Below are 24020 nucleotides of genomic sequence, written 5' to 3'. Positions count from 1 at the left end.
CTTTGCGCAAGTCAAAATCAAGCTTCGAATGACCAAACGCACCCTCTTTTCTCTGTCAGCAATCCTGCTGTTTGCAGCATCGTGCAGTACGCCCAAAAAAACGATCTACTTCCTGACTTCAGATCAACCGGATCCGACAGTGGAAACTGTGGCCACGCAACCCAAGCCGGAAGTGCTGATCACCGCTGACGATATTGTAGCCATCAATGTAAGCAGCTTCGATGCGTTCAGTCAGAAAATAGACCCGGTAAGCATCTTTAATGACGGCGGAATCCCGTATTCACTGGCCGCCAACGGATCGAACGGAGCCACCGCCAAAGGTTATCTTGTTGATCCGGAAGGATATGTTGATTTCCCGGTTGTGGGAAAAATCAAAATCGGAGGACTTACCCCTCTGCAGGCAAAGGAGATGATGTCGCAGAAGCTTGTCGCCTACGTGAAGTCACCCGTGGTGGAAGTGCGTATTCTTAATTTTAAAGTAAACATGCTGGGAGAAGTCGGCCGTGTAGGACCCATTCTCGCGCCGAATCACCGGATCAATATTCTCGAAGCACTTGCCGCAGCGGGCGATATCCCGATTACCGGCCGCAAAGATAATGTGACAGTAATACGCGAGAAAAACGGCAAACAGGAATTCGGCCATATCAACCTGAACAGCAAAACCGTATTCAGCAGTCCGTATTTTTACCTGCAGAAGAACGATGTCGTATATGTGGAACCCAACCGTCTGAAACGTCAGCAAACCAACGAATTCATTTCTTTCTACCTTCCGGCCCTGTCGACTTTTATCGGGGCAGCCTTATCCGTATATGGAATTGTACAGCTAACCAAGAAATAATTAACGATCAGAAAGAACCGGTTTACCGGCAAACAAAAAGCTCGATATTTTCATTATGGATAAAATCTCCACCAACCCTTCAGGTGTACAAAGCACCATTAAGGATCAGCTGAACCAGAATTTCGATTTCAGACGATTTATTGCATCAATAGCGAGTAACTGGTACATCGTTGCGCTCAGTGTCATTATCTCCCTCGGAGCAGGTTTTCTGTACCTCCGTTATACAACTCCGCTCTATAAAGTAAAAAGCTCCCTGCTCCTGGAAGGATCTTCCGATATGAATGGTTCCGGCTCCCAGGCAGGCACCTCCGTACTGAAGAAAATCGGTATACAGGATGAAGGGGTGAACATGTTCAATGAGATCATGTTGCTGAAATCCCAGGATCTTGTACGTGATGTTGTGGACTCGCTGGAACTGAACGTACACTATTGGGTAAAAGGCAAAGTGAAAGAAACCGAAATTTATGAAGAAAGCCCGATTTTTTTGCGCTTCGATTCCACTGGCTACCTCGGCAACGCAGATGAACTGGTTGTAAAGCAGGCAAAATCGGCTGATGGCGCCGTAAATGAAGGTCAGTTTGACGTAACCTGGGGCGAAAATACCGCTAAGGTGTCGTTCGATACCTGGACCAAATATCCTTTCGGCCGCTTTAAAATTGAATATTCCACCCAACCTACGGTTAACAAAGGATACCTTGCCATACCGATCAAAATCCGCATATTCAATTATTCGCAGGAAGTAAACCGCATCCTGACGTCGCTGATGGTGTATCCTACGGACGGAAGAACGAGTATGCTGGAAATCTCCACTACCGATAACCTGCCGAAACGCTCCATTGACTTTATCAACGTACTTATTGCAAAATACCACGAAGACGAATTGTCCAACGCAGTATTGAGCGCCAATAAAACCCGCGAGTTTATAGACAAGCGCCAGGCAGAGCTGGCTGATCAGCTGAAAGGCGTGGATTCCAAAGTGGAAGGTATCAAGATCAGCAACAACCTGATTGATGTCGAAACCCAGGGCGGTGCTTATGTTCAGGGCAAAGAAGAATCACAGCAAAAGATCAGTGAGATTATCCAGGAGCGCCAGACTTTATTTGAAGTGCGTTCACAGATCTCCAATCTTTCGGAAAATTTCTACCCTATCATTTCGGCCGCTACGGTAAAAGATCCGATGCTCAGCGAGATGATCCGCAGGTATAACCAGGTTGCTCAGAAAATCGAGATCGAAAACCAGCCGCCGCAAAACCCGGGTCGTGTGCGTGATGAGGCAGAAGCCACCGGCTTACGCAAAAGCATCATCGAATCCATTGCGAAAAATGAAGGTGCGATCAATGCTGCCCTGCAAGGCGCTTATCAGAATGCATCCAAGTACAGCGGACTGATCAATACGATTCCCCGGCTGGACCGCTCGATCAATGACGTAAAACGCGAGTATGACGTATTGCAGAGCATGTACCTTACCCTGTTCCAGAAAGGTCTGGAAAATGAGATTGCACTGAATGCCGCTTCAGCACGCTCCAAACTTATTGTACAGCCTTATGCGCTGAGCACTCCGGAAAAACCGGTCTCCAAGAACATTTACATCTTCACTTTCTTCTTCGGTCTGCTGATTCCATGGATGGGCTTTGCAGTGAAGGAATTGCTGAATAATAAGGTAATGAATGAAACGGATATCGAAGCAATCACCGATATTCCGATCCTGGGCTCTATCAATAAGGCTCCGGAGGGGATGGAAGTGGTTATCGGTCCCAGCATCCGTACCGGTATTGCGGAACAATTCCGCCTGTTACGTACCAACCTGGAGTTTATGGCCGTGAACGATAACAAGAAAACGATCCTGGTTACCTCCAGCGTGAGCGGTGAGGGTAAAACGTTTATCTCTATCAACCTGGGCCTTACTCTGGCATTGACGCACAAGAAAGTACTGGTAATGGAATTTGACCTCCGTAAGCCCAAGATCTCCGAGCGTCTGAACCTGGAACGCGATGGCGGTATCAGTGCCTACCTTGCAGGTGTGGTAAATGACATCAACAAAGTGATCAAGCCGTCCGGATTACATGGCAATCTCTTTATAGCCAACTGTGGTGCAGTACCCCCCAACCCGGGAGAGCTGATCCTGCTGCCGAGGAACAAGCAAATGCTTCAGGAGCTCAGCGAGATTTTTGATGTGATCATTATCGATACCGCTCCGGTGGGAATGGTGTCCGATGCCACTATTCTGGCGAAATATTCCGGAGTGAATGTATTCGTAACCCGCCAGGGAAATACGATCAAGGGGCAGGTGAAAATGCTGGATATGCTCTACCACGACGGCAAAATCAAGAATCCCGCCATTATCTTCAACAGTGTGGAACGTAGCAAGAAATACGGATATGGTTATGGTTACGGATATGGATATGGCTACGGCTACGGCTATGGTGGCGACACAAGCGGTGGCGGTTATTACGAAGATGATAACCAGCTCAGCGCAGGCAAAAAGATCAAAGATATCTTCCGCCGTAAAAAGAACGATTAACGAAATGGCCCCTTTCCGGGGCCATTTTTCATTTATGCTTTTTCCGCTGCACGTGCTTCGCGCTCAAAACGGTTGTTGTGATAACCGTGACGCATGGTTTCAATGATATACAATAACAGGAAACGCAGCAAACCATACCTGCGGTACTGAGCTACGTGTGCCAGTTCATGGCGCAGCCAGCGTTCGTTGGAAAGGAATTCTGATCGGGAAGCTCCGTACAGGTGGATCGTATTGCCGATCACCATAGCGACAGAGGCTACCTTCAGTCTGCGCGCCGCCAGCTTTGCCAGCCGGGAATGTTCCCTGATCTTTACGCCCGGAGGCAGCGCCTGTATCATGACAGCATATAATCGTAGTGAAACTCTTCAAGGCTGTGCAGACGCTCATCGGCGATCGCAAAGCGCGGATCATCGAAATGTGCGGGATCGGGAACCGCAATCACCTTCATGCGCGCCGCTTTACCGGACACCATCCCGTTGAACGAGTCTTCAAATACGATACACTGTAAAGGATTACTGCGTAAGCGTTCTGCGCAATGCAGGTAAACAGCCGGATGTGGTTTTCCGAAACCCACTTCATCTGCGGAACAAAGCACATCGAAATAATGTTCCAGTTCAAAATAGCTGATCAGTTCATGGAGCATACGTCTCGGAGAAGAGGTAGCCACACCCATGCGCACCCCGCGCTCCCGGAATTGTCGTAATAACGGCAATACTCCCGGCATTACACGCCCCTCCGATTTGGATAAAGCAATAATATCTTCGATCACCTCGTCCGATACCTGCTGCACACTGGCACCCTGCCAGGGATACTTCACCGCCCAGTAAGCTACTACCTCATATATTTTCAAACCCGTGGTTTCCTTAAACTGATAGGGCTTTACCGGGATCTCATGGCGCTCGGAAACGGTCTTCATACTTTTGGTCCAGAGGGGTTCGGTGTCCAGCAGCAGTCCGTCCATATCGAAAATTGCGGTATCTCTCATCGCTTCGGTAAAATTTCGGCAAATATCCATAATCGGCGGGTGAACTTTAGGGGGAAATCAAAAAAAAACCGCGCCGCTTGGGCCTAATGATCTAATTTCGCTGCACAAAAAAGAAACACAAATCTTATGAAGTTAAAAGCTTTTTATGCACTTGCAATGGGCGCCTCAGTACTGAGCGTTCAGGCAAATGCTCAAGCAAAAGCCGCTCCTGCCAAACCGGCAGCAACTGCGGCTGCCTCACAGGGAAGAATCAAGTTTACAGAGTATGATCTGCCCAACGGCCTGCATGTAATCCTGCACGAAGACCATGCCACGCCGATCGTTACCGTATCCGTGATGTACCACGTAGGATCCAAGAATGAAGATCCGAAACGTACCGGTTTTGCTCACTTCTTCGAGCATCTGCTGTTTGAAGGAAGCGAAAATATCGGCCGTGGTGAATATATGAAACTGGTTCAGGCAAACGGAGGTCAGCTGAATGCAAATACTTCCCAGGACCGAACTTTCTATTTTGAGACTTTACCATCCAACCAGCTGGAACTTGCCCTGTGGATGGAGTCTGAGCGTATGCTGCACGCGAAAATCGACACCGTAGGTGTGGAGACGCAGCGTAAAGTGGTAAAAGAAGAAAAGAAACAATCTTTCGACAACCGTCCTTACGGCCAGTTGCTGAACGTGGTATTTGAAAACCTCTACACGACGCATCCTTACCGCTGGACGCCGATCGGTAAAGAGCAATATATCGACGAAGCGAAGATCACTGAGTTCATGAACTTCTATAAAACGTTCTATGTACCGAACAATGCGGTACTGGTGATCGGTGGAGACCTGACCGTTGATCAGACAAAAGCGCTGATCGAGAAATATTTCGGAGATATCCCTAAAGGCACACAGGCCATTCCGCGCCCAACCGAAGTGGAACCCGCTCAGACAGCTGAAAAACGTGTGAACTTCTACGATAACGTTCAGCTGCCTGCTGTGATCATGGCTTACCATGGTGCCGCAATGGGAACTGACGATTATTACGCACTGCAACTGCTGAACCAGCTGCTGTCTCAGGGAAAAAGCTCCCGGTTCCAGAAGGAAATCGTGGACAAACAACAGAAAGCCCTGGCAGTAGGTGCATTTGCGCTTCCGAATGAAGATCCGGGCGCTGTAATGATGTTCGGTATCGCGAATATGGGCGTACAACCGGAAGACCTGGAAAAAGCAATGGACGCAGAGATCGAGAAAGTGGTATCCACCCCGCTCACCGATGTTGAATACAAAAAACTGATGAACCAGGCTGAGAACGACTTTATCAGTCAGAACAGCCGCGTAGCCGGTATCGTGGAAAATCTGGCAACAGATTATACCTACTTCCACAATGCGAACCTGATCAATACGGAACTGGACAAATACACTAAGATCACGAAAGAAGATCTGCAACGCGTTGCAAAAAAATACCTCGTGAAATCCAACCGACTGGTAGTGTATTATCTGCCTAAAGCAAACGAGAAAAAATAATTGTTCCCGAAAAACAACGTTCGTTTTACCAAAAACAAAAAGAAATTCAATGAAAAAGATAACCTGTTCTATATTGGCTTTGTCTCTGGCCATCGTTGCCGGAGCACAAACGTTAGACCGTAGCCAGCGGCCTAAACCGGGCCCTGCTCCGGAGATCAAACTGGGCAAAACAGAAACATTCACCCTGCCCAACGGTCTGAAAGTATTTGTTGTGGAAAACCACAAGCTTCCTACTGTTTCTTTCTCTATCCAACTTGATATCCGCCAGGAACTGCAAGGCAGCATGACCGGTTACAGTGATTTCGTGGGAGAATTGCTGACCAGCGGTACAAAGACACGCAGCAAAGAAAAGCTCAATGAAGACATCGACTACATCGGCGCGAGCATTTCTGCCAATGCAGAAGGCGTGTTTGCTTTCGGTCTGAAAAAGAACATGAACAAAATACTGGAACTGATGAGCGATGTAACGCTGAATTCAGACTTCCAGCAAAAAGAACTGGACAAACTTAAAACCCAGGCTTTGTCCGGTCTTGAGACCAGCAAGAACGATCCCGATGCGATGATGGCTAATGTAAGTAAAGTGCTCAATTACACCACCAACCACCCTTACGGAGAAGTGGAAACTGAAGCTACTATCAATGCCATCACACTGGAGCGTTGTAAAAGCTATTACCAGACGTATTTCCGCCCGAACGTAGCGTACATGGCTGTGGTGGGAGACATTACCGCGGCTGAAGTAAAACCGTTACTGACGAAATACTTCGGTGCCTGGGAGAAAAAAGACGTACCGGTAGCCGTTTACAGTCCGGTTGAAGCACCGCTGTCTCCGAAAGTGGCATTCGTTCCGCGTGAGGGAGCCGTACAAAGCGTGATCAGCATCACTTCGCCGATCGAACTGAAACCGGGCGGACAGGATGAATTCGCGGCAAAAGTTGCGAATACCGTATTGGGCGGCGGATCTCAGGGTCGTCTGTTCCTGAATCTGCGTGAAAAACACGCATGGACTTACGGATCCTATTCCAGCCTGAATACAGACATTCTCGTCGGCAATTTTGAGGCAGAAGCGAAAGCGCGTAACCCTGTTACAGACAGTTCTATTGCAGAGATTATTGCAGAAATGAACCGCCTGAAAACAGAAAGCGTGGATAAGGAATCACTGCAGAATACCATCAACTATATCGGTGGAAACTTTGCTATTTCCCTCGAGTCCCCTCAACGTATCGCGCAGATGGCGATCAATATTCAACGCTACAAGCTGCCGGCGGACTACTATCAGAATTACCTGAAAAACCTCAGTGCCGTTACAGCATCTGATGTTCAGACTGCTGCTCAGAAGTATATGGATCCTGCACACATGAACATCATCATTGTGGGCAGCAAAGACGAAGTAGCTGCGAAAGTGGCACGCTTCGCCAAAAACAATAAGATCACCTATTACGACAACTACGGTAATATCATCGTTCCTTCCGAAACAAAATCCGCTGGTAACGTAAAAGCTGAAGACGTACTGAAAAAATATGCAGATGCGATCGGTGGTGAAAAAGCCATCAACAACCTGAAGGATATTAAGATGATCCGTAAAGGATCCATGCAGGGATCTGAAATCACGATTGCAACCTACATGAAAGGCAACAACAAGCTGAAAAATGTAGTAACGGCAAACGCCAACGGTCAGATATTCACGATCCAGCGCATGGTGCTGAACGGCGACAAAGGAACCAAAGAAGGCGGCGGACAGGGAGCAAGCGCTATGAACGCCGAAGAAATCGCGGAAGCGAAAGAGCAGGCGGATATGCAGGCGGAACTGCACCCGGCGCAGTATGGTTCCACATACGCCGTGAAAGGCATTGTAAAACTGAATGATAAAGATGCTTACTGGGTGGAAGAAACCAATAAGAAAGGAGAAAAATCTTCTTCTTACTACGAGGTGGAAACAGGATACCTGGTGAAGAAAGCTGAAGCGGGCGACGCTGATGGTCCCGGACAGATCATCGAATTCGGAAACTATAAAGAAGTTCCCGGAACAGGTTATAAAGTGCCTTACACTATGAAATTGATGGGCGGAGAATTTACGATCCAGACCGTTGAGGTGAATAAAGGTATACCGGATAAAGAATTTGAATAAGATTCGATTCGTAACGATACAAGCCGCTCCCTTACAGGAGCGGCTTTTGTTTTGGGAACAAGCGTGGTGCGAAAAACAAAAAGCTGCGGAAAACACGCTGAAAAGCATTATTTTTTGTGTATTGTATTTTGCAATTTGTATTTTGCAGCATCGGATTGTAATATTATAGCTACAGATGCACAGAAGAGTCTTCCTCAGAAAGAGTTGTCAGGCCTGTCTGCTGACTGCGGCAGGAATCGTACTCCCGCAGTTTGCAATACCTGCTTCCGCTAAAAAGCGTAAGGTATTCCGTGCGGTATGCAACGAACAAAAACAAGTGATCATTCCTGCTGCGCTATTTGAAGACAGCACCCTGCAGATCGTTTCCGTTAAGGACTGGACTTATGATCTGGCTGTGCACAGTAAAGAAGATGGAAGTTTTGATGTATTTTTACTCAAGTGTACGCACCATGATAATGAGCTGGAAATTACGGAAGATGGATTCCTCTGTAATCGCCACGGAAGCAGGTTTGACAAGACCGGTGCGGTAACAGAAGGCCCGGCCGGAAAGCCACTGGAACAGTTCCCGGCTGTGCGTTCGGAAGATCAGATTATTATTACCACTTAAAAACAATTATAAACGACATATCAATGAAAGGTACATTACTCCTGCTGGCAGGCGCCACCATACTGACCGTTTCTTCCTGCAAGAAGGAAAGAAAGGAGGATCCTGTTCTGGATTTCAACGGCAAGCAATCTGCAATGCTGACCACTTTTGCAGACAATATTGCCACACAGAGTTATAACGACATCAATAATGCAGCCACCGATCTGCAAGCCTCTATTGAAGCGCTTTATTCCGTTCGCGATAACAATTCACTTACGGAAGCACAGATCAGATGGAAAACGCTCAGGGACATCTGGGAGCAGACAGAAGCTTACTACACATTCGGACCGGGTAAAGACAGCAGATACAACGATCAGATCGACACCTGGCCTACAAGCGCTTATTCTTTGGACAGTCTGCTGGAAAAAACCGGCTATGACCTTTCTGTCTCTGAATTGCAGAAGCTGCCCTCCTCCTTCCGCGGATTACACGCTATGGAATGGGTATTGTTCGGTAAAGACGGCATGAAAAATGCTTCCAATATCACAGGGCGCCAGGGCGACTATATGCGCTCACTTGCGGCTGATCTGAAAAGCAATTGCCAGGCACTCTATTTTGCCTGGAGTACTGCCCCCACCAACTATGCAATTACTGTGAAAAACGCCGGTAACGGCAGTGAGGCGTATAAAACCAAACAGGCTGCGATACTGACGATGGTCGATGCATTGAGCAGTCTTTGCGGGAATATCAGCGACTATAAACTGGAGTTGCCGTTCATCCTTGCCGACTCGAACAGCGTTGAATCTCCGTATGCAGATTACTCCGTTACGGACATCAAGAATAATCTGCTGGGCCTGCGTAATGTGTATCAGGGTAAATACCGCGCCTATACCGGTGTGGGACTTACCGATCTCGTAAAAGAGAAAAACCAGTCGCTGGATAACAAGATACTCCAGCGTATCGACAGTTCTATTATCGCTGCAAATGCATTTACCGTTAGCCTCGACAAATCCATTTTTGTTCAACGCTCTAATATCGGAGCACTGATGGTTGCCGTGGATTCATTGCAGTCTACGGTGAAAAACGACCTTAGAAATTTTGTGCTGGATAACATCAAGTAACTACTTAAACTACTAATCAAAAGGCCTCCGCATAAAAAACGGAGGCCTTTTGCTATGTAAAAATCTGATCTCTATGCTTACGCATTATTCAGGGCTGAGCGCGTTTCCGCAGGTATTCATAACCACCTACGTTCATCAGCAATAAAAGCATCCCGTAAAAAATATCTTCAACAGGTATCGTGAGGATTCGGATACCCAGATTCCGCTCATTATTGTACCATACCACCACCCTGCCCAGGAAACTGCCCGTAAGCACCCCATTCGACAGTACGAAGGGGATCAGTATAAAAAGATACGTTACCAGGAATAAGGCCAGGAAATCAACCTTCCGTACCAAGAGAAATAAAGAGTATGCCGCGAGTAATATGAACGTTACCGAAGTGTACCATTGTGCCGGGTGCCCGAACGCCAGCAAAAACAGCACCACGGCCTGAAGCAGGAAAAAAGCAGCAGCCAGCCGGTACTGACCACGCAAACGCGGCAGGAACAGTCCGAAGCAGTGATAACTGAAAACCGAAGCATAAGGAATACATAAGAAGAACAGGAACTCTTCTACCGGCATTCCAAACAAAAACGGACCCAGCACATATGCATGATTAAATCCCCATACACCCCAACCTGTGAACAGTCCATCCCAAATGAGAAAAAAAGAAGCCGTCAGAAGACAAGGCAATAAAAAATAACGCCATTGCCTGTAAAACCGGAGCAACGGATGAAAAGAAAACAGGAAAGGAACAAGAATACAGAACAGATCTACCAACAGGTAAGTCAGGTGCTCAGGAATCATTGCGGGATGTATTTAATGCTTCCCTGAAATATTTCATCGGCACCCACAACATACCGAAACACTCTCCTTCTCCCTTTCCCAGATGCTTGTGGTGTATCTTATGCGCTTTGCGCAGAGCGCGGAAATAGAAGTTATCCGTTCGCGTAAACAGCCGGAAACGCTGATGAATAAAAATGTCGTGTACAAGAAAGTAGGCGAGGCCGTACAGTGTGATCCCCACACCGATAAAGATCATGAAAAAAAACCCATCCACAAAGGTGCCTATAAGGAAGAAGAACATGGACAGCGCCGCGAAGATCAGGAAAAATGCATCATTCCATTCGAAAAAATGCGTGTGATCTTTATTGTGGTGGTCGTCGTGCAGAAACCAGCCGAATCCGTGCATAACATATTTATGGGTCAGCCACGTAACTCCTTCCATCAATACAAACGTGAGCAGCGTAATGCCCGCATACATCAAAACATTCATGATCTGGCAATTTTAATCCGGTCAAATAACAGCTTAAACCATTCGGTGTAAGCTTCTGGTGTGTGTTTCATCTGCGACTCGATATCGGATAGTGAAAGGTAAGAATAATTCATTACCTCTTCCGGGTTGGGTTCCGGCAACTCGTCGGACTCTGCGAAATAAATATGATCGTATTCATATTCCGTCAGCTCATGATCGAGTTCTGCCCGGTATAAAAAGGGGAACTGATAATTGAGCGACGCGCTAAGCCCCATTTCTTCTTTCAGCCGGCGCAAAGCAGCCGTGGCATGCGCTTCCTGCGGACGCGGATGCGTACAACAGGTATTCGTCCATAAAGCACCCGAGTGATATTTATGAGCCGCCCTTTGCTGCAGCAGGAGTTCTCCCCTTGAATTGAATACGAAAACGGAAACTGCTCTATGCAGGTGTGCACCTTTGTGTGCAGCAAGCTTTTCCATGGCTCCGAGCGCATTATCTCTTTCGTCTACTAATTGTACATATTCCATACTACAGCGTTTTGAGCAGTTTTATTTCCGATGTCTCGCAGATATTGCTTTGCAGCAGATAGGCTTTCATACTGCGGTTCAGCGCAGCAGTGTCATTGCCTATCTGCGACTGGTCCTGCAGATAGCGGATCAGCATCCGTTTATCCGTATTGATGGATGATTTATATCCAAGCAGGGAAGGTGTGTTTACCTGTGTGCAGAAACGCATGAAGCGCAGTTCCGCATTCACAGGATCTTTGCGGATTGCAGCTTCCAGTTGATCTCTGCCTTTTACGAAGTGCTGCCACTTGGAAGTAGGGAGTAACACATAACGACACATCAGCAGATCGGCCATTGCACGGAATCCATTGAGCAACGCCTCATCCGTATCGGATATCGACCGTGTCTCTTTGAGAAAACGACGGGCAGCTTCACCGGAGTGCGCAGCTTCATCAAGCAGCTGACGCAGATACGTCGCGCTCTGAGCAGAAGCAGTTACACTCGCCAGGCAGCATAGTATGAAAGCTACCAGCCCCCTCATAACATTCCGAGACTGTGTTTTACGTAAGATCCTGCAAGCAGGCTTACTTTCCGGTAATTATTGATGCGGATGCGCTCACGCATAATACTGTGAAATGACAGTGACTTGATTTTCGAAAAGAGCGCCTTATAATACACAAAGGCTACATACACACCAAAGCGGGAAGAGGCAGGCAACTGGCGAATGCCTTCCAGCGCTGCATCAAAATCAGCTTCAATCTCCCGCTCAATAGCCACTTTCTCGGCTTCAGAAAAAGCGTTGAAATCAACCATCGGGAAATAGGTTCTGCCAAGTTCTTTGTAGTCCGCACGCAGATCACGCAGGAAATTCACCTTCTGAAACGCCGCACCGAGCCGCATTGCGGACGGCTTCAGTCGTTCGTATAAAGCCGCGTCATTTTCGGTGAATACGCGAAGGCACATCAGTCCCACCACTTCTGCCGAACCAAGAATATATTGTTTGTACGATGCCGTATTGTGCTCCACGCGGTCCAGATCCATCTCCATACTATCCAGGAAACAGTCGATCAGATCGGTCTCGATACCATATTGGTTAACGACAGCCTGAAAGCTGTTGAGCACGGGATTCGTGCTGATACCTCTTTCAAGCGCGGTGTATGTTTCCGAACGGAATTCCTGTAACAATTCCTTTTTCGGATATCCGTGAAATGAATCGACAATTTCGTCGGCAACACGCACAAAACCATAAATATTGCAGATAGGTGCATGAAAGCGGCTGTGCAGACAGTGGATACCGAGCGAAAAACTCGTGCTGTAAGACCGGGTAATTGTTTTACTGACCTTTTGCGATACAGTGTCAAAGAGTTGTTTCATAGTCACGATTTTTTAGGAGGTATTGGTTAACTTGGTGCGCTGCCAACCTTCCGGATATAAGAGAAGGTGGTACTCCCGGACCCGGAACTGTCAGCTGACCGGCATAAAAAAGATTCTGAACACGCTTGTTACGGAGAGACGGCTTGAGTACTGCAGTCTGCGAAAGAGTATTTGCCAGACCGTAGGCATTCCCTCCGTAAGCATTGTAATCCTTTACAAAATCATTTACGGAATAACTTCTTTTGTAGATGATATCGTCTTTAAAACTATCGCCGCTATAGCGCTCCATCCGTTCGATCAGCCGATCGAAATATTCATCCCGAACGGATTCCGAGTCTTCCAGTCCGGTCGCCACCGGCACCAGGATAAACAGGTTCTCCATCTCTTCAGGCGCTACGGAATCGTCTGTTTTAGACGGGCAACATACGTAGAACAGCGGGTCTTTAGGCCAGCGCTTCTCACGGTAAATCTCGCGGGCGTGCAACGCAAAATCAGTATCGAAATACAGGTTGTGGTGAAAGAGGCCTTTAATTTTGCGTTTCACGCCCACGTAGAAAATAAGACAGGAAGGAGCAAATGTTTTGCCCGACCAGTATTTTTCAGAATAGTTGCGCAGATGCTCGGGCAACAGCCTTTGCTCCACATGATGGTAATCCGCTGCGCCCACTACAGCGTCGGTATCGAATAATCCGCGCGAGGTATGGATTCCGGAAGCTTTTCCGTTCTGCACATGAATACCGGTGACTTCGGTTTCAAGATGGATATTTACACCCAGTTCCTCACAAAGCTGCCGCATTCCGTCTATCACTTTCAGCATTCCCCCCACCGGATAATAAGTGCCCTGAACCAGCGCAGAGTAGTTCATCAGCGTATATAGTGCAGGTATACTGTCGGGCATTGCGCCCAGGAATAAAACAGGAAATTCCAGCAACGCTATCAGACGCGGGTCTTTGAAAAATGAACGTACATATGATTGTACGGAGGTGAACATATGTGTTCTCGAAACTCCCTTTAGTACGTCCCAGGTTGCATACTCGAGCCAGGAAAATGCGGGTTTATACACCAGCTTCTTCATTCCCACCTCATATTTGAATGCCGCTTCGTCGAGAAAACGCCGCAGTTTCAGCGCACTTCCTTTCTCAATCTGTTCAAAAACCGAGTACAATTGCGTGACATCAGCAGGAACCTCGAGCACATCATCTTTACCAAAAATGATCTGGAAACCGGGATCCAGCTTCTTCAGCTGGTAATAGTCGGATGTGTGTTTTCCAAAGGACTGGAAAAACTGCTCAAACACATCCGGCATCCAGTACCAACTCGGGCCCATATCAAATACGAAGCCGTTATGTACAAAAGCCCTGGCACGGCCCCCGATCTGCGCATTCTTTTCAAAAATGTGCACATCGTTGCCCCCCGCCGCTGCGAAAGCCGCTGCTGCAAGTCCGCTGAACCCACTGCCGATGACAGAAACTTTGTTCATTTTGTTTAACCTTTAAGGCAAATATATTAAACAAAGCGATGCAAAAGTACCCTAGATGAACATTAGGATTTCTTTAGGTTCTTTTAAAACGCTGCAATAAAGGAGTGATTCCAGATAGGCTGTTCTTGCCGGATTGCCGGTGACGAGCAGTTTGACTGTACCTTTTGATTCGGCAACAAGCGACTGAAGCTGCTGCATAAACCGCTCGTATGCATCTGCGGTGAGCATGGTGAATACCACCTGTGGCTTTATTTTGCGGAGCATAAAAGACAAATCGTCCAGCGGTACACTTTGTCCGAGGTTGATCACTCTTGCACCGTAAGACCGCAACAGGAATTCGGCGACAAGCAAGCCCAGTTCGTGCCATTCTCCTTCAGGAAGAAACAGTAAAAAAGTTTTGCTGTTGCCTGAAAGCGGCAGCCTGTCGATCATCGAAAGCAAGCGCCTGCGTACAAGACCGGAAGCGAAATGCTCCTGTACGGGTCTCGCCTCGCTTATGCGCCACAGCAGGCCCACTTTGGCCAGAAAAGGGTATACCACATCCCGGATCGCATCCTCGGGCCGCATGGCAGTGAATAATGATTCCAGCGTGTCCCCGAAAAGACCTTCATCGAAATCGATCATCGCCTTAACAAGTTCCCGGATGTAAAATTCCCCGTCTGCGGGGGCGGCATCCAGCATTTCCTGTTTGATCTCATTTGCCGACATGGACGCAACGGCTGATATCTTATGTCCACGGTCTAACAGTGAAACTACGTTCAGTAATTTCTTCAGCTGGGCATCATCATAATACCGGATATTCGTCCCGGTCCGGAACGGATTGATCAGGTTATAGCGCTTTTCCCAAATTCTTATGGTATGTGCTTTGACCCCGGACAGGCGGGCCAGGTCACTTATCTGGTAAAACCCTTCCACGGACAGATTATTTTGCCATAAAAGTAATTCCGTTCAAGAATTTCAACAATAATTTTAAAAAACCGATTTGCTGTATTAAATTGGCACCGGTTTACAGTATTGTTAAATGTTTTTTCTATGAGAAAATGGATGATTGCCGCTGCCCTCATGGCAGCTAGTTTTTCTGATTCGCAGGCACAGGGCGTGGAACTTTCCTACGGTCTGAAGGGCGGATATGGCAGATCTACCATGCGCGCTCCACGCAGAGCGGATATTACCAACGTTTCCGGCTATTACACGTTCAATAGTGAGTTTTACCTGGATATCGCGTTCACCGAACACTTCAGCATTCAGCCCGGACTTGGTGTAACGGGCCGTGGTGCTAAGATCAATGTATTGCAGGAGGAAGCGTCCACCACTACAACGTTTTATAAATACCAGAGCAACCCGATCTATCTGGAGCTTCCGGTAAATTTCATCGCCAAAATACCGATCGGAGACATATTTGACAAGTGCAATGTGATTCTGGGTGGCGGACCTTATGTTGCCTATGGCATCGCCGGCAAACAAAAATTAAGCGGTAAATTCCTCGGAAAGTCATTCTCATCCGAAGATAACATCACTTTCAGCAACGACGACCAGCCGGTAAACAGCAATAACTTTTACGGAGAAATCAAGAAATTTGACTTTGGGTTGAATGCGATTGCAGGAGTGGAATACCATTGGGTGACGCTTAACATCGGCTATGCTTACGGCGCTGTTAACATCAATCCCGGAGCCAACCTTACGCCGATCGACCGGATGAAGAACCGTTCCTGGTACGGATCGGTAGGGGTAAAATTCTAAACGATTGCTTAACCATATTATTCATCAGGATGTTTCAACTTTGCAGTTGAAACATCTTTTTTTTATACTCAATCCTATGACATCAACAGTAATCTATACAGGCGAACTGCGTACGCAAATGACTCATCTGCAATCAGGAACAGTGGTGGAAACGGATGCTCCGGTAGACAACAACGGAAAGGGTGAACGTTTCTCCCCTACCGATATAGTGGCTACGGCACTTGCATCATGCATGCTTACGATTATCGGTATTGCTGCGCGTACACATGGCTTTTCCATTGACGGTACTTCCTGCGATGTGGAAAAAATCATGGCAGCCAATCCCCGCAGGATCGGCGCGGTACATATCAAGATGCGCTTCCCGGAAGATCAGTCGTACGATGAAAAAACGCGCGCTATTATCGAAAAAGCGGCACTTACCTGTCCGGTTATCGAAAGTCTGCACCCAGACTGCAAAAAAGAGGTGTCATTTATCTGGCCATAGGCGCAACAGCGATTGCCCGACAGAACAGTTCAGACATTGCTTACGGCTGCAATAATGATGATACAGTTCGAGCAATGCCTGGCTTTCGGCTGCGTTATCCGGTTTCCAGCCCCGTTGTTCCCATTCCGATATAACAGCGTTCCGTTCCGGTTCCAGTCCTTCCAGCAAGGCTATTGATTGCGCCACATAGTCGTCCGATTCATGCTGCGCTCCGTACATAAAGCGTACGGGGGCCACCGTATTGGTAATGATATTGGCAATACTGTCTCCACCGAGGCTCCTGCTGCGTGGCTTTTGCTGTTCCTGATCTCCGAAACGGAAATGCCTGTCCCAGTATTCCGAAGCACTGACACCTTCAAATAAAGCCGTCAGCTCTTTCAGATCCGAGTATGCGACGATCTGCTGGAAAAGGTGAAAAGACTGGTGTACCAGTGCCGCGAATTGCGCGATACGGATCGTAGGAAAATTTGCGGGCCGCAAGCGCATAAACTTCCATAAATGAACAGGCATCGGTTCCAGACGGTATTTCCGTCTCAGGTATTCATATTCCTGTCTGAGGCGGAAGGGGTATTCCTCATTAAATTCAGCGGAAAGAAATCCCGCCTGTCCGAATAACAGTGCTTCCAGCTGAAATAGCTGATCGTGGTGCCTGCCGAGTATTACAAGCGGTATGGATTGCGCCAGCCGGAGAAAAGGAGCGGCATTTGTCCTGAATCCGAAATTCTCGGCCATCCGCCAGTATAACAGCATACGCCAGTCTCCATTGGTTTGCTGCAATAGTGTATCCCAGGCACGGAAACGCGATTCCCATCTTTCGGCGAGCAGTCTTGTAAGCCATGCCTTTTTCACGAGATTGTTTACATTGCCGAGCATATGCCCGCAGGGAATTCCGGAGAGACTTTCATGAAGAAAACGGTATCGGGTGATGATTGCGGCGGGCACGTGCGGGGCCAGCACCAGAACAGGTATGGACGCGGGAAGTGAGCCTGGTGCATCATCTTCCCAAACCACATGCAGAATGATGCGTTCATATGCTTTATCCCGCTGGTGGCCATGCGCAAACCAGTCGGAGGACCGGATGTGTAATTCCACATGCCCCACCAGCATCGTGTTACCGATACGGATACGTGCTTCCTCAAAATCGGGACCGGAATGCCGGTTGCGGATACCTGGATTGATAATCGTGAGCGGTTCGCCCAAAGTGGTCCTGAGTGCTTCCGGCCGGTATAAAGAATACTGCCAGAGCGACTGCATGAAATATTCGTCTGTCATTTTTAGTTCGTCTGTGAACTAAAAACAGCAAAAACAATGCCAATGTCTGCTTGCCTACCAGATCTTTCTTTTAAGCCAGGCGCGCCATTGCTCCCGGCGCAACAGTCTTTCGTCCGGCGCCGGTAAAGAACCGGCAAATGCAGTTCCCCTGCGTATAAATAATTTGTTGAAAGTCGATTGATTGATCCCCCATTTCATCAGGAATTGACGACGACCATCGTTCTTGACGATCCTGCCGGTACTTTTAGCCTGGAAATGATATACCCGCGCATCGGCAACACCTACAAAATACCGGCAACCCACATGCCACATCTTCATCGCAAAATCGTCGTCGCTGCTCATACCGGGACTGAACTCCACGCTGTAACCGCCAACCAGGTGCCAGTAATCCCGGTGCACCAGCGCCGGTGGCCATGCAGAACCGTTCCAATCGTGCTTGGGTAAGGAGGCAAATTCCCGCAGCAATCTTGGCTCTTCGAACCCTGCAAGATCGGCGCCGAAAGACGCGTGGATCACACATGGGTTACCTGTATCGCGCGGTTCGATCATTGTAGCGGAAACCATGAAACAATTGTCAGGAAAAGTCCGGATCCTGCGCAGCAATGCTTCGTCCCATCCGGGACAAACGTACATGTCGTCATTCATGTAAACGATGTAATCACGGGTAGCGAGCGCGGCCGCCTGATTCACAGCCGTGCAGATACCGATATTCTCTGCGGAAAACGTATGGTCAATACCCTGATCCACGGCCCAGGTGAGCGACCCGTCCGATCCGTCGTTGATGTGCAGTATCACCTGGTGTGTGAAAGCCGAATTTTTACGGATACTTTCCACACACAACTTCAGGTACGTTAAATTGTTCCAGGTGGGGATAATAATACTGAACATAATGCTGCGATTGCCGACACGAATGTATAATTTTATAGTAACGAAACAGTCATGATCAGCTACATTTACCCGGATAATCCACAGGAACGCAATATCAGGATGGCGGTGGACATACTGCGTAAAGGCGGCGTGATCATTTATCCGACAGATACGGTGTACGCATTGGGTTGCGACATATACAATGCGGATGCCATCACGCGCATCTGCCGGATCAAAAACCTCGATCCGAAAAAAGCGCAGTTTACGTTTGTGTGTAACGATCTGAGTCATCTGAGCCAATACTCCAAAGCGATGGATACGCCGGTGTTCCGCATGCTCAAAAGAGCGCTTCCCGGGCCATACACATTCATACTTGAAGCCAGCAAACAGGTTCCCAAAAACCTGAAGACAAAAAAAGACACTGTGGGCATCCGCGTACCGGATAACCTGATCACGCAATTACTGGTGAAGGAACTGGGGCATCCGATTATGAGTGTCTCGTTGCCTATGGAAGGACTGGACCAGGAGTATTACACTGACCCGGAATGGATTCACGAAAAATACCAGAAGCTTGTAGATCTGGTAATCGACAGCGGAGTAGGCGGCGTTTCGGTATCTACCATCATCGATTGCACGAGCGGCATACCAGAGCTGATCCGCGAAGGTGCCGGAGAATGGGAGTCGCTACTTGCCTGAATCGGGCTTCAGCGTATACATTACACCCGTACGGGAACTGGAATCGATAGAAACCCAGGAACCGAATATCATATTGGCAGTCGTATCCCATTCAAATTCGTATACACCGGAAAAGCGCCCCTGGCCGATTTCGCGCATGGTATATACATAACCGCGCTCGCTGGAATGCCGTTTGCCGCTCATTTCGAGATGCTGACCTTTGTGATCGCTTTCTCCCTTTACGGTACTGTCGTCTAATTGTTTGATTGACAATAGCAGCGGAGACCCGGCAAAATCTCCTGAAAAATAGGTAGCGTCCGGATCGCGAGGAGCAGATCCGCAGGAACAAAATAACAAGGCCGGTAAAAGGGCGAGTGTGCTTACTTTCATAGAAATCGGTTAAGAAAAAAGTGATGCTGCTTTTTCCAGGCTTTCGGGCTTACCTACATCGAGCAACAGGTCTCCGGTATGGTCCAGCCCGCAGATCGTATGATCGGCAGCCAGATCCAAGTAAGCATCTACAATGGAAAACTTACCGGTCCGGGTAATGTGTTTGAAAATATCCGTGTGCAGCACATGAATACCGCTGAACGCAAATTCGGTAAGCGGTTCTGAACGCCGTGCCAGCTTCAGTTCTTCCGATACACGGTTCTTCCATCCGCATAGTTGCATCTGGTCGTCGAACAGCAGCTGACGTGAGGAGTTGCGTTGCATGACGGCGAGCGCTGCCAGTGATTTCCGTTCCGCGGCGAGGCGAATCAGACGGGGCAATTCAAAATCTGTCAGTATATCCACATTCATCATCACAAAATACTCTCCGGAAAAAAAATGGGCCGCATGCATCAGTCCGCCGCCGGTTTCGAGCACAAATTCCCGCTCATCGGATATCCGGTATTTCAGACCAAACCCGTTATTCTGCTGCAGAGAGGCCTCTATCTGGTCTGCAAAATGATGCACATTCACGATTACTTCCGTGATACCGAACCGACGCAGATAAGCAATATTATGCTCCAGCAGCGGCTTGCCATTTACGGGAGCTAAAGCTTTAGGATGCTTATCCGTAAAGGGTTTCAAACGGGTGCCCAGTCCGGCGGACAGTAAAAACGCTTTCAATTCGGTCTATTTTAAAAAATTTGTGAATCAGCACTCATTTGAATTTAACAACTTTTTGCAAATAATCATACGGCTGTTAGCGTATTTTTACACTATAGTCCTGAAAATAATCTCACTTAAATAGTTTGTTTTAGTTTAAAGGTAGAGCCTTTGTAGAGTTTCGTCTTTGCAGAGGCCTTTTTTATGTCCCTGCAATATTAATCAGACAACCGTCTCCGTAACTCAGAAAGCGGAACTGATGCTCCAGTGCATATTCATATAATTCCTTCCAATCGTCTCCGATCAGTGCGGCGATCAGCAACAGCAATGTGGAACCGGGCTGGTGAAAGTTGGTGACCAGCTGCTTTACAACCCTCACGCGGTATCCGGGTGCGATCAGTATCTGCGTACGGGTAGAGAGGCGTCCGTCGGTACACGAAGCGTGCAGATACGCCAGCAGGGCCTGCAACGCGTCTGAAACAGGTACATCCTGCGGTAATGTGTAGGCATCCCACTGCTCAACGGCATTTGCATTCCAGTTCACCGGAATATGGTGCAGCAATTTCACACCGATCCAATACAACGATTCCAGACAGCGCAAAGATGTGGTGCCCACAGCGGCTCTTGCGGGTGCGGCTATCAGCTTTTCTACAAAAGCAGTGTCAATCTCAATCCATTCCGCATGCATCTCATGATCGCCGATGTGCTCCGTCTTTACCTGCTTGAAAGTACCCGCCCCTACGTGCAGTGTAATATATTCGCGGGTTACCTGCTTCGCATCGAAACTCCGGAATATACCCTCCGTGAAATGAAGTCCGGCAGTGGGAGCAGCCACGCTACCCTCTTCTTTTGCATAGATCGTCTGGTAACGTTCTTTATCATCGTCCTTTACCTCGCGCTGCATATACGGGGGCAACGGTACTTTCCCGAACAGTTGCAGCACCTCCGCAAAGCTCATACTTTCGGGCGTCCAGCTCAGTTTCACGGTAAAGTATCCTTCACCGCGCCCGATAAGCAGGGCGCTTAACCGCACACCTGCCGCTTCGTCGTACAACGATAATTCCTGTCCGTCTTTCCATTTTGCCGCACCTCCGATCAGGCAACGCCAATACACGGAGCCATTCTGGTTTAAAGCAGTGTTTATGTCCGCATACCGGCTATCCGGCTCAAGGCAGAATACTTCGATCCGAGCACCGGTCTCTTTGTAAAACAAAAGGCGTACATGTACCACGCGGGTCTGGTTGAACACCACCATCGTACCCGGTTCGATGTAAGCGGCAATATTGCGGTAAATATCTTCCGACAATGCTCCGTTGCGATATACCAGCAAACGGGAAGCATCCCGGTCTTCAAGCGGGAACTGCGCGATCCGGTCTTCCGGCAGATCGTAGGTAAAATCTTCTATACGCAACGCTTTAGGGTGCATACCTGGTGCTTTTCATTTTAAGTGTTAACCGAATGGGGCAATACGGATGCCCTGCATCTTCTGGTAAAGATCCGTGGCAAACAGATCCGTCATTCCGGAGATAAAATCGACAACCGACTGAACATTCTGATATAAATCACCTCCGGAATCGTCGACCGGAAACTGCTTCGGAATCAGCAGCAATAATTTCTCCGATCGTGAGTCTTTTGGGTTCAGCGCCGCACGGACAAAGGCATGTAGCAGATAGCCGATAATATTGAATCCGCTCAGTTCAATTTCAACAACCGAACGGTGATTATAGATATTTTTGTACGAGTAGTCGTTGATTCTTTTGATCAGCGCAGCCTCATCTGCGGGCAGACAAGACAGCAGATCTTTATCCAGGGCACCGGCAAGCAGTTCCGGTTCTTTATCCATGAATATATTTACGAGGCGATTCACCATCATACCGATCCAGGTAGCGCGTATATACTGCGCCTGCTGGTTCGGGTCCAGTATCTTAGCCAGTGTTTCCTCCACGCGTGTCCGTGCATGATAGTCCTCGGTATCGCGGAAGAAGGGCAGCAATAACTCTTTAAAGGTATCAAGTGATACAATACCCAATCTGTGTGCGTCTTCCAGGTCGATAACACGGTAGCAGATGTCGTCTGCGGCTTCCACCAGGTATACAAACGGGTGTCTCGCATACACATCCTCCTGTAAGCGTGTAATACCCAGCTCTTCTGCAATTGCGTGGTACGTTCCGCGCTCGGAATCGAAGAACCCGGATTTTTTCCCTGCTATGCCCGGGAATTTTTTAAAACCCTGGGCGGAGGAGCATGGGTATTTTACAATAGATGCGAGCGTGGTGTAGGTAAGCCTGTACCCGCCTTTTTCCATTTCTGAAAAATGATGAGTAAGCACACGCAGCGCGTTGCTGTTCCCTTCAAACTGCTGAAAGTCGGCCAGCTGATCAGGACTAAGTTCCTGTTCGAAGCGGGATTTAACGGGTTCCGGAAGATTGCGGAAATACTCGCGTATTGCATCTTCCCCGGAATGTCCGAAGGGAGGGTTACCGATATCATGCGCAAGACAGGCAGCGCTGATCACATAGGCAAGTTCGTGACGGTAGAATTCCTGAAACGATTCGCCCGCATCGCGGTAGCGCGCTGCAATCTTTTCGCCGGCCAGTTTCCCGAGGGAACGGCCTACTGAAGCCACTTCCAGGCTGTGGGTAAGACGGTTGTGCACGAATACGGGACCTGGAAGCGGGAATACCTGCGTTTTATTCTGCAGCCGGCGGAATGCGGAAGAGAAAATGATACGGTCGTAGTCTCTCATGTAAGAGTTTCTCGAGCGATCTTCATTCGCTTCACGCTTTACGGTGTCGCCTGTTCTTGCCGGGCTGTATAGCCGACGCCAGTCCATTAAATTGTTTGCTTGCATAGATTCCTTCATCCACGGCAGTCAGCCCTGCATGAAACAGACTGCAAATTACTGCAATTAGCCAGTACCGCAAGGCAGGTATTTATTTGTTTTTACCTTCGAGCATCGGGACGAAATCGAATGCCCCGAGATCGTCGGCCTTCAGTTTGTGATCGATTTCTTTGGTGATACGCAGCATACGCTGGCCTGAAGAATCGCCCACAGGAATAACAAGAATGCCTCCCGGCTTCAGTTGCTGTGTGAGCGCATCGGGCACATAGGGAGCGCCGGCTGTCACGATCACTTTATCGAATGGCGCATAAGAAGGTAAACCTGCATAACCATCTCCGTAAAAACGTTTGATACTCGGATATTTTCTTATGTAGGAGAATTTACCCACGTGATCATACAGCGCGCGCTGACGTTCTATCGTAAACACCTGGGCACCCAGTTCTGCCAGCACGCAGGATTGATATGCGGAACCCGTGCCGATTTCCAGCACTTTGTCGAACTTTTTGATCTCCAGCAACTCTGTCTGGTAGGCAACGGTAAATGGATGGGAAATGGTTTGCTGAGCAAGGATCTGGAATGCGCGGTTTTCGTACGCAATGTGCTGAAAAGCGGTGTCCAGGAAAAAATGCCTGGGTACCGCATTGATTGCCGCCAATACCCGTTCGTCTCTGATTCCTTTATCGCGCAGCGTCTGAACCAGCTGTGCGCGCCGTCCTTTGTGTAAATATGAATCTTCCGGAAGATTGCTTTGTAGCATAGGGGCAAAAATAG

25 protein-coding genes are annotated in these 24020 nt (G+C 48.3%); 9 read left to right on the top strand and 16 right to left on the bottom strand.

Annotated elements, in window-relative coordinates; translation table 11 throughout:
• The first annotated feature begins 28 nt into the window (after nt 1-28).
• Nucleotides 29-838, top strand: a complete 810-nt coding sequence (locus ABD846_RS00505; protein ID WP_344821591.1) for a polysaccharide biosynthesis/export family protein — start codon at nt 29-31, stop codon at nt 836-838.
• Nucleotides 839-893: 55 nt separating this feature from the next.
• Nucleotides 894-3359, top strand: a complete 2466-nt coding sequence (locus ABD846_RS00500) for a GumC family protein (RefSeq protein WP_344821589.1) — start codon at nt 894-896, stop codon at nt 3357-3359.
• 32 nt (nt 3360-3391) lie between these two features.
• On the opposite strand, the gene ABD846_RS00495 is transcribed toward ABD846_RS00500, so the two are convergent.
• Nucleotides 3392-3697, bottom strand: a complete 306-nt coding sequence (locus ABD846_RS00495) for an eCIS core domain-containing protein (protein ID WP_344821587.1) — start codon at nt 3695-3697, stop codon at nt 3392-3394.
• Nucleotides 3694-4374: a hexitol phosphatase HxpB gene (hxpB, locus tag ABD846_RS00490; RefSeq protein ID WP_344821585.1), complete on the bottom strand. Its 681-nt coding sequence runs from the start codon at nt 4372-4374 to the stop codon at nt 3694-3696. Before hxpB ends, ABD846_RS00495 begins: the two co-directional genes overlap by 4 nt.
• A gap of 96 nt (nt 4375-4470) precedes the next feature.
• On the opposite strand from hxpB, the gene ABD846_RS00485 reads away from it, so the two are divergent.
• The 4 genes from ABD846_RS00485 to ABD846_RS00470 all read left to right on the top strand — a co-directional run bounded on the left by ABD846_RS00485 (nt 4471) and on the right by ABD846_RS00470 (nt 9682).
• Nucleotides 4471-5850 carry a M16 family metallopeptidase gene (locus ABD846_RS00485; RefSeq protein WP_344821583.1) on the top strand — a complete coding sequence of 460 codons (1380 nt, stop codon included), beginning with the start codon at nt 4471-4473 and terminating at the stop codon, nt 5848-5850.
• Nucleotides 5851-5899: 49 nt separating this feature from the next.
• Nucleotides 5900-7975 carry a M16 family metallopeptidase gene (locus ABD846_RS00480; protein ID WP_344821581.1) on the top strand — a complete coding sequence of 692 codons (2076 nt, stop codon included), beginning with the start codon at nt 5900-5902 and terminating at the stop codon, nt 7973-7975.
• 175 nt (nt 7976-8150) lie between these two features.
• Complete coding sequence (locus ABD846_RS00475; protein ID WP_344821579.1) at nt 8151-8582, top strand: QcrA and Rieske domain-containing protein; 432 nt, start codon at nt 8151-8153, stop codon at nt 8580-8582.
• 23 nt (nt 8583-8605) lie between these two features.
• Complete coding sequence (locus ABD846_RS00470) at nt 8606-9682, top strand: imelysin family protein (RefSeq protein WP_344821577.1); 1077 nt, start codon at nt 8606-8608, stop codon at nt 9680-9682.
• Nucleotides 9683-9770: 88 nt separating this feature from the next.
• Here the strand turns inward: ABD846_RS00470 and ABD846_RS00465 are convergent, their stop codons facing one another.
• From ABD846_RS00465 to ABD846_RS00435, 7 genes are read right to left on the bottom strand one after another with little or no spacing between them, the layout of a single operon-like run.
• Nucleotides 9771-10469: a lycopene cyclase domain-containing protein gene (locus tag ABD846_RS00465; RefSeq protein ID WP_344821575.1), complete on the bottom strand. Its 699-nt coding sequence runs from the start codon at nt 10467-10469 to the stop codon at nt 9771-9773.
• On the bottom strand, nt 10459-10938 hold the full coding sequence (locus ABD846_RS00460) for a sterol desaturase family protein (RefSeq protein ID WP_344821573.1): 480 nt from the start codon (nt 10936-10938) through the stop codon (nt 10459-10461). Before ABD846_RS00460 ends, ABD846_RS00465 begins: the two co-directional genes overlap by 11 nt.
• On the bottom strand, nt 10935-11444 hold the full coding sequence (gene idi, locus ABD846_RS00455; RefSeq protein ID WP_344821571.1) for an isopentenyl-diphosphate Delta-isomerase: 510 nt from the start codon (nt 11442-11444) through the stop codon (nt 10935-10937). Before idi ends, ABD846_RS00460 begins: the two co-directional genes overlap by 4 nt.
• 1 nt (nt 11445) lies before the next feature.
• Nucleotides 11446-11964 (bottom strand): hypothetical protein, encoded by a 519-nt coding sequence (locus ABD846_RS00450; RefSeq protein WP_344821569.1) that lies wholly within the window; start codon nt 11962-11964, stop codon nt 11446-11448.
• The gene (locus ABD846_RS00445) at nt 11961-12797 is read right to left on the bottom strand and encodes a phytoene/squalene synthase family protein (RefSeq protein ID WP_344821567.1); all 837 of its coding nucleotides are present in this window, start codon (nt 12795-12797) and stop codon (nt 11961-11963) included. The genes ABD846_RS00450 and ABD846_RS00445 overlap by 4 nt, the downstream gene beginning before the upstream one ends.
• A complete protein-coding gene (locus ABD846_RS00440; protein WP_344821565.1) occupies nt 12781-14277 on the bottom strand; it encodes a phytoene desaturase family protein in 1497 nt (498 codons plus the stop codon). The genes ABD846_RS00445 and ABD846_RS00440 overlap by 17 nt, the downstream gene beginning before the upstream one ends.
• 51 nt (nt 14278-14328) lie before the next feature.
• Entirely contained in the window at nt 14329-15192 is an 864-nt protein-coding gene (locus ABD846_RS00435; protein WP_344821563.1) for a MerR family transcriptional regulator, read from the bottom strand.
• Between the two features lie 117 nt (nt 15193-15309).
• Between ABD846_RS00435 and ABD846_RS00430 the strand changes: the two genes are divergently transcribed.
• Both ABD846_RS00430 and ABD846_RS00425 read left to right on the top strand, forming a co-directional pair.
• Entirely contained in the window at nt 15310-16017 is a 708-nt protein-coding gene (locus ABD846_RS00430) for a porin family protein (RefSeq protein ID WP_344821561.1), read from the top strand.
• A 76-nt stretch (nt 16018-16093) separates the two neighbouring features.
• Nucleotides 16094-16501, top strand: coding sequence for an OsmC family protein (locus tag ABD846_RS00425; RefSeq protein WP_344821560.1), 408 nt, complete (start codon nt 16094-16096; stop codon nt 16499-16501).
• Here the strand turns inward: ABD846_RS00425 and ABD846_RS00420 are convergent.
• Nucleotides 16484-17773 carry a DUF2851 family protein gene (locus ABD846_RS00420; protein WP_344821558.1) on the bottom strand — a complete coding sequence of 430 codons (1290 nt, stop codon included), beginning with the start codon at nt 17771-17773 and terminating at the stop codon, nt 16484-16486. The genes ABD846_RS00425 and ABD846_RS00420 overlap by 18 nt on opposite strands.
• A 54-nt stretch (nt 17774-17827) precedes the next feature.
• The gene (locus ABD846_RS00415) at nt 17828-18661 is read right to left on the bottom strand and encodes a glycosyltransferase family 2 protein (RefSeq protein WP_344821556.1); all 834 of its coding nucleotides are present in this window, start codon (nt 18659-18661) and stop codon (nt 17828-17830) included.
• Nucleotides 18662-18712: 51 nt separating this feature from the next.
• Here ABD846_RS00415 and ABD846_RS00410 point away from each other — a divergent pair, with 51 nt between their 5' ends.
• Entirely contained in the window at nt 18713-19336 is a 624-nt protein-coding gene (locus tag ABD846_RS00410) for an L-threonylcarbamoyladenylate synthase (RefSeq protein ID WP_344821554.1), read from the top strand.
• Here the strand turns inward: ABD846_RS00410 and ABD846_RS00405 are convergent.
• The 5 genes from ABD846_RS00405 to ABD846_RS00385 form a co-directional block, all read right to left on the bottom strand.
• Nucleotides 19325-19705, bottom strand: a complete 381-nt coding sequence (locus ABD846_RS00405; protein WP_344821552.1) for a hypothetical protein — start codon at nt 19703-19705, stop codon at nt 19325-19327. The genes ABD846_RS00410 and ABD846_RS00405 overlap by 12 nt on opposite strands.
• 9 nt (nt 19706-19714) lie before the next feature.
• The gene (locus ABD846_RS00400; RefSeq protein WP_344821550.1) at nt 19715-20428 is read right to left on the bottom strand and encodes a nucleotidyltransferase family protein; all 714 of its coding nucleotides are present in this window, start codon (nt 20426-20428) and stop codon (nt 19715-19717) included.
• A 181-nt stretch (nt 20429-20609) separates the two neighbouring features.
• Nucleotides 20610-21833 (bottom strand): S-adenosylmethionine:tRNA ribosyltransferase-isomerase, encoded by a 1224-nt coding sequence (locus ABD846_RS00395; protein WP_344821548.1) that lies wholly within the window; start codon nt 21831-21833, stop codon nt 20610-20612.
• A gap of 24 nt (nt 21834-21857) precedes the next feature.
• The gene (locus tag ABD846_RS00390; protein ID WP_344821546.1) at nt 21858-23258 is read right to left on the bottom strand and encodes a deoxyguanosinetriphosphate triphosphohydrolase; all 1401 of its coding nucleotides are present in this window, start codon (nt 23256-23258) and stop codon (nt 21858-21860) included.
• 82 nt (nt 23259-23340) lie between these two features.
• A complete protein-coding gene (locus ABD846_RS00385; RefSeq protein WP_344821544.1) occupies nt 23341-24006 on the bottom strand; it encodes a protein-L-isoaspartate(D-aspartate) O-methyltransferase in 666 nt (221 codons plus the stop codon).
• Nucleotides 24007-24020: the final 14 nt, after the last annotated feature.

Origin of the sequence: Rurimicrobium arvi, assembly GCF_039540495.1 — a bacterium.
In the GTDB taxonomy this organism is placed as follows: domain Bacteria; phylum Bacteroidota; class Bacteroidia; order Chitinophagales; family Chitinophagaceae; genus Rurimicrobium; species Rurimicrobium arvi.
Note: the sequence above shows the minus strand (reverse complement) of the source record. Positions and strands in the feature narration are given on the sequence as shown.